The organism is Planctomyces sp. SH-PL62 (assembly GCF_001610895.1).
Classification (GTDB): Bacteria; Planctomycetota; Planctomycetia; order Isosphaerales; family Isosphaeraceae; genus Paludisphaera.
Genome location: NZ_CP011273.1, coordinates 516,317 through 530,041, shown reverse-complemented (window position 1 = coordinate 530,041; position 13,725 = coordinate 516,317). Strand labels below are relative to the sequence as shown.

Genomic DNA, 13,725 nt, shown 5'->3' with positions numbered 1-13,725 from the left:
CCGGGTCAGGTGTTGACCAGCCGCGACTCGCCTCGCACCATGCGCTCCGTCATGGTCGCGAAATGGATGTGGACGGCGCACTTCATGGCGAACTGGAACAGGTAGCGCGGGGGCCGCCTCGCGACGATCAGCCTCCGCAGGAACTTCGCATAGACGGGGCGGAACGGCCGCGACCGGGGGTCGAGCCAGACCCGGGCGAGCAGCCAGGCCCCGGCGCCGATCGTCAGCGCCTGGATCTTCAGATAGGAGAGGGGACGCCGACGACGGAGCCACTCCATCCGCGCGCTCGCGAGCTGGAGACGCCCCTCGACGAACAGGGCGTCGAACCGCTCGAAATAGTTCTCCGCGTCGTAGAGCCGTCCCATCAGCTCGATCCAGCCGTCCCGCATCTGCTCCACCGACATGTGCAGGGGGATGACGTTCGTCGCGATCCGGGGGTCGTCGGCCGCCGCGTCGTCGAGCCTCCCCTCGGCCTTCAGCCGGTCGTACAGCGGGGTCTTGGGGATCGCCGACAGCATCCCGGCCATCGCGAAGACGATCCGCGTCTCCTTGAGGAACTGGAACTGGCGCTCGAAGACCGAGGGGTCGTCGTTGTCGAACCCGACGATCATTCCGGCGTAGACTTCGAGGCCCGCGTCCTGGATCTTCCGCACCCGCGCGGGCATGCCCCCCCGGACGTTCTGGAATTTCTTGGTCTCGCGCAGGGCCTCCTCGTCGGGGCTCTCGATCCCGACGAACACCGCGATCAGGCCCGCCTCGGTCATCAGCCGCATCAGCTCGTCGTCCTCGGCCAGGTCGAGCGAGGCCTCGGTGTAAAGCGCGATCGGGTAGCCGTTCTTGTGCTGCCATTCGATGATGGCGCGGAGGATCCCCTTGGCCGCCTTCTTGTTGCCGATGAAATTGTCGTCCACCAGGAAGATGAGGCGGACGCCCAGCCGGTGCTGCGCGTCGATCTCCGCGACGACCATCTCGGGGGTCTTGATCCGGGGACGGCGGCCGAAGATGACGATGATGTCGCAGAACTCGCACTGGAACGGGCACCCGCGCGACGTCTGCACGCAGCCGGTGGCGTACTCGCGGAACTTGACGAGGTCGTACCTCGGCATGGGGACCCGGGCCATGTCGGTCTTCTCGGCCTGCTCGTAGCGAGGCTGGTGCTCGCCCCGGGCCCATTCCTCCAGGAAACGGGGCCAGGTCTCCTCGGCCTCGCCGACGAAGACGACGTCCACCAGCCCCTCGAAGGCCCCTTCGACCACGCTGACCCAGGGCCCGCCGACGATCGTGAAGATCCCCCGGGCGTGCAGCTCGCCGAGGATCTCGCGCATCCGATCCCGCTGGACGGTCATCCCGGTCAGGCCGACGATGTCGAACGAGTCCAGGGCGTCGAAATCGATCTCCTCGATGTTCTCGTCGATCAGGACGATCTCATGCTCCGGCGGCGTCAGCCCGGCGAGGACCGGGAGCGCCAGGACCGGCATGTTGGATTTCTTGCCCAGCAGCGGCATGGCATGATTCAACCCCCAGAACGAGGTCTGGAAGCGAGGATTGATGAGGCAGATCCGTGCCATGGGCGTCCTTCCGATGGGAGGATGCGAATATCAACCGTGATGGGACGAACGACGTCTCCGGACAAGTCGGCGCGACGCCCCTCGCGCCTCCGCCTCCGCCGGGGCGGCCGTCGACCGGGAACGGATCGAAAACGTCCGACGGATCGAGCGGGCGGCTCACGTCGCGCCGGTCGGGGACCGGTCCGGCGACGTGGCCCGCTCCACCGACTTCGGCGATCGCTGACGGACCTCCCGCAGCAGATAGGTCGTCTTGTCTTGCGACTCGTAGTAGGTCCGCATGATCAGTTCGGACTGGATGCCCAGGAGGATGCTCAGGCAACCGGCCAGGAACAGCATGACGGCCAGCGAGGGGAGCGGCGTCTCCACGAACGTCTTGCTCGGCAGATTAGCCGACCAGAAGATCGCCGGCCAGGGGAAGATGTACTTGAAATAGACCATCGCGACGACGCAGAGGAAGCCCGACGCGAACGACCACAGGCCGAACCGCCCGTAGAAGTGGATCGGCCGCTGGGCGTACTTCTGGAGGAACCGGATCAAAATCAGGTCGAGGACGACGTTGAACGTCCGGCCCAGCCCGTACTTGGTCTTGCCGGCGGTCCGGGCGCGGTGGTTGACGACCTGCTCCGTGACCTTCGCGCCTTGCCAGGCGGCGAAGATCGGGATGAATCGATGCATTTCGCCGTAGAGCCGGACGCCGGCCAGCACGCGACGGCGGTACGCCTTCAGGGTGCAGCCGTAGTCGTGCAGGGGGATCCCGGAGAGCCTCGCCACCAGCCGGTTGGCGATCTTCGACGGGATCTTGCGGCTGAAGAGCGCGTCCTGCCGGTCTTTCCGCCAGCCGGAGACGACGTCGAAGCCCTGGTCGAGCGTCCGGAGCAGCTTGGGGATGTCGGCCGGGTCGTTCTGGCGGTCGCCGTCCATGGGGACGAGGACCTCGCCGCGCGCCAGGTCGAGCGCCGCCGAGAGCGCGGCGGTCTGGCCGCAGTTGCGCCAGAGGAACGCCGCGCGGACGTGCTCGGGGTCGCGCGCCTGGATCGCTTCGAGCTTCGCGGTCGTGCCGTCGACCGAGCCGTCGTCGACGAAGATCAGCTCGTAACGCCAGGGGGACGGCCGGAGCACGGCGTCGAGTTCGTCGTACAACGGGCCGACGTTGTCGACCTCGTTGTAGACGGGGATCAGGACCGACAGATCGACCGCCTCTTCGGGGTCTTCCGGGCCGGATGCGAGGGGAGGCCGAGGGGTCGTCATGAGCCGGCTTCGACGCCTCCACGCTTGCCGATGATGAACTGCTCCAGGAAGCGCCGGCTGATCACCAGCGAGTCCTGACGGGCCTCCATCGAGCCCTCGTACGCCCGATCCTCCATCTCGATGGCGACGTGGCCGTCGTAGCCGGAATCGGCCAGCGCCGCGAAGAAGGGGCCCCAGCGGACGTCCCCCTGGCCGGGGAGCTTGGGCGTGTGCCAGGCCTTGGGGTGGGCGAAGACCCCCACGTCGTCCAGCCGGGCGCGGTCGATGCGCAGGTCCTTGGCGTGGACGTGGAAGATCCGGTCCTTGAACTCGGCCAGGGGCGGGATGTAGTCCATCATCTGGAGGATGAAGTGCGAGGGGTCGAAGTTGAGCCCGAAGTTGGGGCTGGGGACGTCGGCGAACATCCGCCGCCAGACGGCCGGCGAGACCGCCAGGTTCTTGCCGCCGGGCCACTCGTCGGCGCCGAACGACATCGGGCAGTTCTCGATCCCGACCTTGACCCCCTTGGCGTCGGCGTGGTCGATGATCGGCCGCCAGACTTCCAGGAACTTCGGCCAGTTGTCGTCGATCGACTTCGTCCAGTCTCGACCGACGAACGTGTTCGCCCGCCCCACCCCCAGCGCCGCCGCCAGGTCGATCACGCGCCGGATGTGGGCCTGTGCCGTCTCGGCCTCCTCGCGGTCGGGCGAGAGCGGGTTCGGGTAGTAGCCGACGCCCGAGACCTCGATCCCGTACTTCTTCAGCAGGTCCCGCGTCGCCTTGACCGCGCCGGCCGAGAGGTCCGTGGCGTCCAGATGGGTGACGCCCGCATACCGTCGCTCCGCCTTCCCCGGCGGCCAGCACATCAGCTCGACGCTTGCGAACCCCGCCCGCGCGGCGAAGCTCAACACCTGCTCCAGCGAGTACTCCGGCAGGATGGCGGACACGAATCCCAGTTGCATGATCGGACGCCTCGACAGGACCGACGGGCCAAGTTTCGACGCGTCCAGCCTAACGCGCCCGACTCCGCGAATCACCAGGGGAGGGGCCCGCCGGCCGCCGCAACCGAGTCGGAGGAAGCGATTCGCCGGCGCCGTCGATCCATCCCCGATTCGTCCGGATGCTCGCGAGCGGCGAGAAGGTCGTCGAACTGCGTCGGCTTGCGCCCCGCCCCTCGACCAAATTCCGGGCCACCCTGGACGCCAAGGTCCCGGAGCGAGCGATCCTCGGCGCGGCAACTTTTAGGGATCGTCCGGGGCGGGGCCCGAAGCGGTTTGGTGCGGAGAACTCGGCCTCGGGGGCGGTTCGGTCGCGGTGGGAGGGACGCCAGACACGCCCCCAGGACAGAGCCGGCCCTGGCCCGCCGCGGAGTCGTCGGGTACGATCGCCTGGCATGGCGGCCGGACAACCGCCGTGGCCCATGCCGCCATCTTCGGAGCGGCGGAGAGGAGGGAAGCCATGACTCGCCCCCGCACGGCCCCGACGGACGCAACTCCCCGGCACCCGTCCTTCACCCGACGGTTCGCCGTCCAGGCCGGGGCGGTCGGCCTGCTCGGGCTCGGCCTCGACCACCTGGCGGCCCTCCGGGCGGCCGGGTCGCCCCCCGGCGTCAAGGACGGCGCGGCGCGGTCGGTCATCTTCATCTTCCTCTCCGGCGGCCTGGCCCAGCACGACAGCTTCGACCCCAAGCCCGACGCCCCCGACGACATCCGGGGGGAGTTCCGCCCCATCGCCACCCGCACGCCCGGCGTGCACGTCTGCGAGCACCTGCCGCTCCTGGCCGCCCGCAGCCACCTCTGGTCGATGGTCCGCTCGCTGACCCACCCGCACAACGATCACTCGGCGGGCCACCACGTCATGCTCACCGGGCGGTCCGACCTGCCCCCCGGCTTCAGCGTCAATCAGCCGAACCCGACCGACTGGCCCTCGATCGCCGCCGTGGTCGGGGCCGTGTCGGGGCCGAGGGGCAACCTGCCCCCGGCGGTCGTCCTGCCCGAGCGGCTGGTCCACACCACGGGGCGGGTCATCCCCGGCCAGTTCGCCGGGGCCATGGGGCCTCGCCGGGACCCCTGGTTCGTCGAGGCGTCCCCGTTCGACCCGACCGCCTACGGGGCGTTCCCGGAATATGAGTTCGACCACCAGGACCGCCCCAGGGCTCAAGGGCGGCAGCAGTTCCATGTGCCCGACCTGACGCTGCCCGAAGGGCTCGGCGGCGGGCGGCTCGCAGGCCGCCTGGGGCTGCTCGCCCAGCTCGACCGCCAGCGCGCCGGCCTGGACGCCTCGGCCTCGACCGGGGAGTTCGACGCCCGTCGTCGGGCGGCCGTGTCCCTGCTGACCGACGCCGGGGTCCGGCGGGCCTTCGACGTCTCGGACTCCGACCCGAAGCTGCTCGACGCCTACGGCCGGAACTCCTTCGGCTGGTCGCTGCTGATGGCCCGCAGGCTGGTCGAGGCGGGGGTCGCCCTGGTGCAGGTCAACCTCGGCAACAACGAGACCTGGGACACCCACGGCAACGCCTTCCCCCACCTGAAGGACAACCTCCTGCCGCCGACGGACCGGGCGGTCTCGGCGCTGCTGGACGACCTCGACGGCTGCGGGCTGCTCGACGACACGCTGGTGGTCATGGCCGGGGAGTTCGGACGCACGCCGAGGATCTCGACGCTCCCCTCGGCGTACAAGCTCCCGGGGCGGGACCACTGGGGCCGGGTCCAGACGGTGTTCCTGGCCGGCGGCGGCGTGGCCGGGGGCCGGGTGGTCGGCTCGTCGGACCGGATCGGCGGGTATCCGGCGTCGGACCCGCAGACGCCGGAAGACCTGGCCGCGACGATCTATCGGTCGCTGGGCATCCCGCCCACGACCGCATGGCAGGACGAGTTAGGACGCCCGCATCAGGTCTATCTCGGGACCCCGATCGGCGGGCTCGTCTGACGAAGCGGCTTCGTGGGCCGGGGCCCGTGCGCCCGGGCGTGGCGGCGTCACGTCCCGTCGGCCGAAAGCTGGGCGTCCGGCCTTAAGCCGAGCGAGACGTCGGGCGTATCGATCCCCGGCCCTCCTGCCGCCGGGCGGGCGGACCGTCACCTCGAATACCGACCCGTCAACTCTCCTTCGGCGAGGATGTGGCCCTTGATCGAACGGAGTACGTCCTGCCTCGTCGCCTCCGGTCCAAGGCCCAACTCGGCGTCGAGGGCGAAGAGGCGGAAGATGTAGCGATGGGTCCCGCTCGGTGGACAGGGGCCGCCGTATCCGGTCTTCTTGAAGTCGTTCCGGCCCTGAAGAGCGGTCTCCCCGCCCGCCGCCACCGTGACCCGCTCGTGGGCCGGCACGCCCTCCCCGAACCCTCTGACGCCGGCGGGGACGTCGAAGATGACCCAATGCGTCCAGGTCCCCCTGGGGGCGTCGGGGTCCTCGACGACCAGGGCCAGGGACTTCGCGGCGTCCGGGACGCCGGACCATTCGAGCGGGGGCGAGACGTCCTCGCCGTCACACGTGTGCACCTTCGGGATGGCCCCGCCGTCGGCGAAGGCCGGGCTCTGGAGGCGGATGGTGTTCATGTTCGGTTCCTCGGGAAGGATCGACTCGGTGGGCGGCCTGCGACCGCAGGACGAGAGGGCGGCGAACAGGGCCAGCAGGCCGATCAGGGGCGGACGTGCCGCAGCGACGCCCTTCGGATGGCGCAGCCCTCGGCGTCCGTCGAAGGGGACCTCGCCCGTCTCGTCGCGGGCCTTACGGGGCCATCTCATGGTTATTCCCCCAGGTGGCCGTCGGCCGCGTCGACTGATCGCGGCTTCGCGACGACCTCGGTCTTGACGGCGATGGCGATGAAGCAGGCGTGGCGGGCCTGGTCTTGGAGTCGCCGGAGTTCCTCGGGGCCTCCGTCGGATTCGGTGGGGCGTCCTGGGCACGGCGCGGGCTTCCGGTCGTCCTCGGCCTCTCGGCGGCGGGGTGCGGTGACACCGCACAGGGACCGACCATTCAGGCGGGCGCACCCATCCGGGGCGGCCCCCCTCGGTTTGGGATGGACCACAGCGCCAGCATCGCGACGGGCGGGAGCCAGTCGCGCATCTCCTTCCTCCGCATGGAAGCCTCTTCCCCCGTGCGTCCGCCGCGCCACAACAGTCGAACTCAACATATCTACCGAATCACCGCATGATAACCCAAACAACCCATGGCCGCCACGATCCCCGACGAGTTCCTCGTTCTGATGACCGAGAGGCTTCGCATGCTGGCCGACCCGACCCGGCTGGTGATCCTCCGCATCTTCAGGGGGGGCCGACGGGGGAGGGCGCGGCGAGACGGACGTGGACCGGGCCCTCGGGGCCGTCCGCGCTGAAGGGGGGGTGGCCTGGGCCGGGGAGTCGGACGTGACGAAGGTCGAGGTCGGCACCGACGGCGGAAAGTCCTGGGCCCTGGGGAAGCTGCTCGGCCAGCCCGTACATCATCATGGCGAGGGCGACCGATTCTCAGGACCGGGTCCAGCCGATCGGTCGTGACCCCGACCAATGGGACGCCGTGATCAGCCACGTCCTGCCGATCGAGATCGACGTCCCCTGAGGACGGGCCTGGGAGCCGGACGTCTCACGCCGGATCGACCAGGAGGGAAGCCGTGCAAGGACGCACCCAGCAGGCGGTTGCGGCGGTCCCGGTTACGCCCCATCCAGGCCAGGAACTTCAGGACCGACTCGGCGACGGTCGGCGGCGATGGCGGGGTTGCGACCCCCGGCGGACCGGGCGATGATGGGGCGTGAAGCCGGGGATCGTCGGCGGACGACCATCCCCGGCCAGGAACTCCCGGAACCGGTGCCAGGCCTCCTCGAAGGGGACCTCCCCGATCTTGCCGAAGCAGCGGGTCGTCCCGCCCGCATCGCCGCTCCAGTACCCTGACCTCCTCCGCAGCTTGGGTCGACGTGGCATCGGCCGGACGCCCCCTCGAAACGGGGGCGAAACCGGCATGAGGGCCGGCGTGAGCGTCTGGGGGTCGACGTGAAACGCCGCCTCGACTCGGGTAGAATGACACGAAATCGTCCGCATCGATCCTCCCCAAGTCCCGGTGAGCCATGAATTACATCGACCCCCACATCCACATGGTCTCCCGCACCACCGACGACTACAAGCGGATGGCGCTGGCGGGGTGCGTGATGGTCTCCGAGCCGGCCTTCTGGGCGGGGTTCGACCGCTCGGGGGTCGAGGGCTTTCGGGACTACTTCCGGCAGCTCGTGGACTTCGAGGCTCGGCGCGCGGCGGCTTATGGGATCAAGCACTACTGCTGGCTCTGCATCAACGCCAAGGAGGCGGAGAACGTCGCGCTCTCGCGGGAGGTCATCGCCATGATCCCGGAGTTCCTGGACCACCCGGGCGTGCTCGGGATCGGCGAGATCGGGCTCAACAAGAACACCAAGAATGAGGCGACGGTCTTCCTCGACCACCTGGACCTCGCCGCGAGGACGGAGGAGCTGGTCCTGGTGCACACGCCCCACCTGGCCGACAAGTACCAGGGGACCCGGATGATCCTGGACATGCTCAAGGGGGACGGCCGTCTCCGTCCCGACTGGGTCTGCATCGACCACGTCGAGGAGCACACGATTCGACCGGCGCTCGACGCCGGGCACTGGGTCGGCATGACCCTCTACCCGATCTCCAAATGCACCCCCGCCCGCGCCGCCGACATGGTGGAGATGTACGGGGTCGAGCGGGTGATGGTCAACTCGGCCGGCGACTGGGGCCACAGCGACCCCCTGGCCGTCCCCGAGTTCATCTTCGAGATGAAGCGCCGGGGCCACGACGAGGCGATGATCCGCAGGGTCGTGCTCGACAACCCGCTCGCCTTCTTCGCGCAGAGCAAGCGCTTCGCCCTCGAAGCCGCCCCCACCTGAACGAGCCCCGATCCGGGGAAGGGGTCGAGTCCCGCCCCGGACGGGGGACGCGGAGGCGGCGCGCGAGCGGTTCGAGGGTCACTCGACGACGCCGGTGCCCGGCGCCGCGAACTCCTTGATGTCCTTGGGGCGTCGTTTGCTGCGGGGCTCCGGGGGCTTCTTCTCGACGACCGTGGGGCCGGGCGAGGGCCTCCGCCTTCCGAGCAACCGGACTCGAAGCCGAGGGCGATCAGCGCCGCGAGAGGGACGCAGGCCAGTTTGCAACGGATCTTCATAGCCTCTCCGAATCGAAGCGGGGCCAGGGAAACCGGGCGGGGCGAGTCGACGCCGCGCCCGGCCTTGCGGGAAACGTCCGAACGCCGGCCGATCAGTAGGAATCCGAGCTGATCACCTCGCCGCCGGCGCGGGTGCCGAGGGCCTGATAGGTCGCGTCGGAGGTCGAGTTCTTGATGAACTTCACCGAGCCGTCGGCGAAGGCGAAGTTGGCCCCGCCCGGGTGCATGCTGCGGAAGGCCCACTGGCCGAGCGTGAGGGCCTGCGGGCAGTTCTGGAGCCAGTCGGCCGGGATGCCGGCGCCCGAGCCGCAGACGCCCCAGATCGAGGCGATCTGCGCCCCGGTCTTGTCCGGCGGGGAGTTCACCCTCGGGAGCGTGAACAGGCCGCCGCGGGGGCGCATGTCGCCGGTCCACTTCGAACCGTAGTTCGCCGTGAAGTCCGTGACCGAGACATGATGCCAGGTGTGATACATCTGGGCCGTGTCGCCGAGGAACCGCGAGGCCTCGCCGAACAGGACCGTGTTGCTCGTGCCGTCGGTCACCCCGGAGACCCGGACGACCGCCTCGGCCCCGAACATGCCGTTGCCCAGAACGGCGTTGCAATGCGACGGATTCTCCGCCCCCGGGTCGGGGAAGGCGGCCACGGCGGCGTTGCAATAAACGTTCTCCAGCGTCCCCCGGTTCATGGCGTAGGAGCAGTGGGAGCAGAAGAAATAGGTCGACGGCGGCGCCGGCGACTCCCCGTCAGACGGGCAGACGAAGCCGGCGACCTTGGACTGGAACGCCGTCGTGTTCCGCACCGAATTCACCACGAAGTTGAAGTTGATCGAAGCGTACTGGTTCCCCCCTTCGAGGAACGGCAGGATGAAGGCGAACGCCGAATAGCCGAACCAGCTGCTCCCGGAGCACGCGGTCGACGGAGCCGCGTACGAATACGTGTCGATATAGCGATTCCCCATGGGGAAGCAGCCCTGGGACGACTCGTAATTGTGGGAGGCGAGCGCGAGCTGCTTCAGGTTGTTGACGCACTGGGCGCGTCGGGCCGCCTCGCGCGCCGATTGCACGGCGGGCAGCAGCAAGGCGATCAGGACGGCGATGATCGCGATCACCACCAGCAGCTCGATCAGCGTGAAGCCCCGTCGCGGGGCGGTCGACCCGGCTTGAAGCGTGTTCATGACGACGGATCTCCGGTGAAACTCGGGGGGTGAAGGATGGTTAAGAAGTATCCCTGCCTGAGTCATTCGGATTCGACGGACGCCGCAGGGCCCGTGGAGGCCCCTCCCGCCAAGGGCGGGGTGGGTGGTCGATCCTCACGATGTGGGTGCTCCGCATGCCGAGGACCGGACGCGGTGGCGGGCGATCCACCCCGAAGGGTGCGGTCGCGAGCGGGGGGCGTCCCATCCGCGCGATCGAAGACGCGCCCCCGAAGAGGGGGAGGGGCCACGTCGACCGTTGAGCAAGGCCAGGCCGAATCGCCTACGAGAACCGAGGGTAAAGGGCTCGATCCGAACTCGTACGCCGCTTGCGTGGGAGAGGAGCGTTCTTCAGGAGGCGAGGCGACGGAGGGCTCTGCGACGGGCCGCCCGAGATCGGATCCCGCGACGGCCGCCGGTTCCCGAATCGTGGGACGGGGAAGGGGACGTCAAGGGCCGATCGTCCGCAAGGCTTCCAAGAAGATCGTATGAAAAGAGATAACAGACTTTCCGAGGCTTCGGCAAGGGTCTTCCGAAAAATCAAATCAAGATATTCAACTAAGCAATTCATATTCGGAACGAGGCGAAGGCGTCGATATACGGATCTCGATGCAGGCCCTTGCCATCGACCTCGAAAGATCCGATAGTTGCCGACGTCCTTGCATGGCGATCCTTGAGGGGCCCGTCGGGCGTAGACGTCGCGCCGTCGCGCGTCCCGCCGACGGCCGCATTCGGGAGCGAGCCAGACGATGAGATGGACCAACGCGGGTCGCGGCGTGATCGTCCTTGCGGCGTCGGCGGTCGCCGTGGGAGTGGGCGTTTATCTGCTCCGGGACGTCCTCCGGCCCGACGACACGGTCGGCGGCCGCGTCGCCCGCCTGAAGAGCGCCTGGCCGGCGACGCGGCGGGAGGCGGCGGCGGATCTGGGGCGCGACACGTCCGATCCGGAGACGGTCGTCCCGGCCCTGATCGCCGCGCTCGACGATCGAGACGCCGACGTCAGGGGCGACGTCCTGGATGCGCTCGGAGCTTTCGGCGAGGCGGCCCGACCGGCGGCTTCGAAGGCGGCCGAAGTCCTCGAGGGGGACGACGCGGCGGGCGTCCGCCGCCGCGCGGCGGCCCTGCTGGGCGTCGTCCACGATCCCGCCTCGACCCCCGCCCTGATGGAAGCGCTCGACGACCCGGACCCGACCGTGAGGGCCGAAGCCGTCCGCAGCCTCGGCCGGTTCGGGACCCGAGGCAAGACCCCCCCGACGCTCCCGATCAACATCGACGCGCTGACCGATGCGCTGCGGGCGGCGCTCGACGCCGACCAGCCCGATGAGCTTCGTTCCGCGGCCGTCGACGCCCTGGACTCGTTCAGCGGCGGCGACGAGCGGATCGCCCAGGCCCTCGCCGACGCGGCCGTCGAGGACCCCAGCCCGGCGGTCCGCAAGAAGGCGTTGAGCCTGCTCCGGCCGGAGTACCCGGCCACGGTCCCGGCCCTGGTCGCGGCGGTGGACGACCCCGACGCCCAGGTCTTGCTGGAGGCGACAGCGAAGCTGGCCCAGATCGGCATGGCCGACGACCGCACCGTCCCCGCCCTTTGTCGCGCCGCGCTCCGCGCCGACGACCGCTCGCGCGAGGGGGTGGGCATGAACCTCGCGCAGCTGATCCTGGAGCGAGGAGGCGTTTCCACCCCGGCCGACGTGCAGACGAGGCGATACGAGGCCGCGGTGGGCGACCTTCGCCGAGTGGCCGAGGAGCCCGCCGCCGCCGGCCGCGCGGCGGCCGTCACGGTCCTCTGCCGGATCGCCGCCACCTATGAGAAGTCGCAGGACCCGGCGCTCCTCGGCCCCGCGAGGGCCGCGCTCGACGCGGTCGTGGCCCGGATCGACGACCAGGCCGACCAGCCGGAATTGCGGCTCCACGCGATGGACCAGTGGGAACTGGCCCGGACCTTCGCCCAGCATCGCGACGCCAGCGGCCGGGGGGGCCGGGACGACGACCTGACCTGGGAGGCGAGGTGGATCGGGGCGATGGGCCGTTGCCTTGCCAGCCCCGTGCCGGACATCCGCCGCAAGGCCGCGTCGATCCTCCAGGACGGCCTCCGCGACGGCACGGGCTCCCCCTCGCTCCGCAACGCCTGGCGGGAGGTCGTCCCCAAGGTAGTCGCCGCGCTCGACGGCGACGGGCTCGACGTGCGCCTGCAACTCCTGGAGGTCCTGACCGCGCTCGGGCCGGAGGCCGCCCCGGCCCTCCCGGAACTCCGCTCGCTGGCCGGGCGCGAGAAGGACGCCGAGGTCCACGCGGCCGTCGGCCGCGCGATCGCGTCCATCGCCAGCCTCGACGTCCTGAAGGCCGAGAATCCGGAGGAGCGATCGGCGGCGGCCGCGTCCCTGGCGACGCTCGGCTGGCGGGCCGAGTCGGCCGTCCCGGCGCTGATCGACGCCCTGGCCGATCCCGACGCCGGCGTCAGGGTCTCCGTCGCCGACGCCCTGCGAAACCTCGGGCCGGCCGCCCGGACCGCCGAACGTCCGATGCTCGACCGGCTCGCCGCCGAGCCCGACCCCGCGACGCGGTCGACGCTCCTCGACGCCCTGGCAGCCATCGCCCCAGGCGACCCTCCGGTCGTCCAGGCCCACGTCGCCGCCCTCCACGACCCCGATCCCGGCGTCCGCGCGACGGCCGCACGCTACCGAGGGCTCCCGGCCGATGACGCCGTGATCCAGGCCCTCGCGAGGAACCTGGCCGATCCCGAAGACTCGGGCCGCGCGGCGGCCGACGCGTTGGCCTCGCAGCTCTTCCGAAGCCCGGCCGCCGTGACCGAGGTCATCCGCGCCCTCCAGGGCGAGACGGCGGGACCACTGGTCGCCGCCCTCGACGAGCGGTTCGCGACGCTCTCGCCCGTGGCCGAAAGCCGGGCGTTCCGGGACGATCTCGATGGGTTCCGCGAGGTCCTCACGTCGGCGATCCCCCCCCTGGTCGAGGCCTCGACGACGGTGGAAGCCGGCCCGAATCGGCGGGCCGTCTATGCGATCCTGGGCCGAATCCTCGGGTTGTCCGCGATCTCCAAGAACGACGCCGATCACGAAGCCGTCGGCCCGGCGGTCGAACCGTTCCTTCGTGTCCTGGCCGATTCCCCCGAGTCCGACGCCGAGCTTCGCACGCTGGTGGTCGACGGCCTGGGCGGCGTCCCCACGCGACGGCCCGAGGCCGCGCTGACGCTTCTCAAGGAACTCGAACGGGCAAAGGCCCCGGAAGGCCGGGCCGAGGTGCTCGCGTCGCTGGCGAGCCTGGCGACCCACGCCGACGACGACCCCGCGCTGCTCGAGGCGATGACCCCGGCCGTTCCGGCGCTTTCGACGCTCCTCGAAAGCGACGAGGCCGACGTCCGCCTGCATGGCGTCCGCGCCCTGGGGCACCTCGGCCCCGCCGCGCTTCCCGCCGAGGCCGCCCTGAAACGGCTGGCCGAGGACGATCCCCGCCCCGACGTCCGCAAGACCGCCGAAGCGGCGGTCAAGGCCGTCCAGGGCCTCGCCCGGATGCCCGCCGCCCCGCCGCGAAACGCCGGGGCCGGGGCGGGAGGCGGGATGATGATCTCCCAGTGACG

9 protein-coding genes are annotated in these 13,725 nt (G+C 70.2%); 3 read left to right on the top strand and 6 right to left on the bottom strand.

Translation table 11 applies throughout. The features are described from left to right. Positions 1 to 5: 5 nt before the first annotated feature. The 3 genes from VT85_RS02015 to VT85_RS02005 form a co-directional block, all read right to left on the bottom strand. Entirely contained in the window at positions 6 to 1,568 is a 1,563-nt protein-coding gene (locus VT85_RS02015; RefSeq protein WP_068409738.1) for a B12-binding domain-containing radical SAM protein, read from the bottom strand. Between the two features lie 156 nt (positions 1,569 to 1,724). Next, entirely contained in the window at positions 1,725 to 2,816 is a 1,092-nt protein-coding gene (locus tag VT85_RS02010) for a glycosyltransferase family 2 protein (protein WP_068409734.1), read from the bottom strand. Further along, positions 2,813 to 3,757, bottom strand: coding sequence for a sugar phosphate isomerase/epimerase family protein (locus tag VT85_RS02005; protein WP_068409733.1), 945 nt, complete (start codon positions 3,755 to 3,757; stop codon positions 2,813 to 2,815). The genes VT85_RS02010 and VT85_RS02005 overlap by 4 nt, the downstream gene beginning before the upstream one ends. Before the next feature lie 496 nt (positions 3,758 to 4,253). Here VT85_RS02005 and VT85_RS02000 point away from each other — a divergent pair, with 496 nt between their 5' ends. Continuing rightward, positions 4,254 to 5,723: a DUF1501 domain-containing protein gene (locus VT85_RS02000; protein ID WP_068409732.1), complete on the top strand. Its 1,470-nt coding sequence runs from the start codon at positions 4,254 to 4,256 to the stop codon at positions 5,721 to 5,723. A 146-nt stretch (positions 5,724 to 5,869) separates the two neighbouring features. Here VT85_RS02000 and VT85_RS01995 read toward each other — a convergent pair whose 3' ends face one another. Next, positions 5,870 to 6,535, bottom strand: coding sequence for a YbhB/YbcL family Raf kinase inhibitor-like protein (locus tag VT85_RS01995; RefSeq protein WP_197491045.1), 666 nt, complete (start codon positions 6,533 to 6,535; stop codon positions 5,870 to 5,872). Positions 6,536 to 7,849: 1,314 nt separating this feature from the next. Here VT85_RS01995 and VT85_RS01985 point away from each other — a divergent pair. Further along, a complete protein-coding gene (locus VT85_RS01985; protein ID WP_068409726.1) occupies positions 7,850 to 8,665 on the top strand; it encodes a TatD family hydrolase in 816 nt (271 codons plus the stop codon). Between the two features lie 78 nt (positions 8,666 to 8,743). Here VT85_RS01985 and VT85_RS29590 read toward each other — a convergent pair whose 3' ends face one another. Further along, the gene (locus VT85_RS29590) at positions 8,744 to 8,872 is read right to left on the bottom strand and encodes a hypothetical protein (RefSeq protein WP_255376972.1); all 129 of its coding nucleotides are present in this window, start codon (positions 8,870 to 8,872) and stop codon (positions 8,744 to 8,746) included. 160 nt (positions 8,873 to 9,032) lie between these two features. Then, complete coding sequence (locus VT85_RS01980) at positions 9,033 to 10,115, bottom strand: DUF1559 domain-containing protein (RefSeq protein ID WP_068409722.1); 1,083 nt, start codon at positions 10,113 to 10,115, stop codon at positions 9,033 to 9,035. Between the two features lie 767 nt (positions 10,116 to 10,882). Here VT85_RS01980 and VT85_RS01975 point away from each other — a divergent pair. Further along, positions 10,883 to 13,723: a HEAT repeat domain-containing protein gene (locus VT85_RS01975; protein ID WP_068409720.1), complete on the top strand. Its 2,841-nt coding sequence runs from the start codon at positions 10,883 to 10,885 to the stop codon at positions 13,721 to 13,723. Positions 13,724 to 13,725: the final 2 nt, after the last annotated feature.

Coding starts and splice junctions, on each gene's coding strand:
- VT85_RS01995 (WP_197491045.1), bottom strand. CDS start 6,535: ATGAGATGGCCCCGTAAGGCCCGCGACGAGACGGGCGAGGTCCCCTTC.
- VT85_RS01980 (WP_068409722.1), bottom strand. CDS start 10,115: ATGAACACGCTTCAAGCCGGGTCGACCGCCCCGCGACGGGGCTTCACG.
- VT85_RS01975 (WP_068409720.1), top strand. CDS start 10,883: ATGAGATGGACCAACGCGGGTCGCGGCGTGATCGTCCTTGCGGCGTCG.
- VT85_RS02000 (WP_068409732.1), top strand. CDS start 4,254: ATGACTCGCCCCCGCACGGCCCCGACGGACGCAACTCCCCGGCACCCG.
- VT85_RS01985 (WP_068409726.1), top strand. CDS start 7,850: ATGAATTACATCGACCCCCACATCCACATGGTCTCCCGCACCACCGAC.
- VT85_RS02010 (WP_068409734.1), bottom strand. CDS start 2,816: ATGACGACCCCTCGGCCTCCCCTCGCATCCGGCCCGGAAGACCCCGAA.
- VT85_RS02005 (WP_068409733.1), bottom strand. CDS start 3,757: ATGCAACTGGGATTCGTGTCCGCCATCCTGCCGGAGTACTCGCTGGAG.
- VT85_RS02015 (WP_068409738.1), bottom strand. CDS start 1,568: ATGGCACGGATCTGCCTCATCAATCCTCGCTTCCAGACCTCGTTCTGG.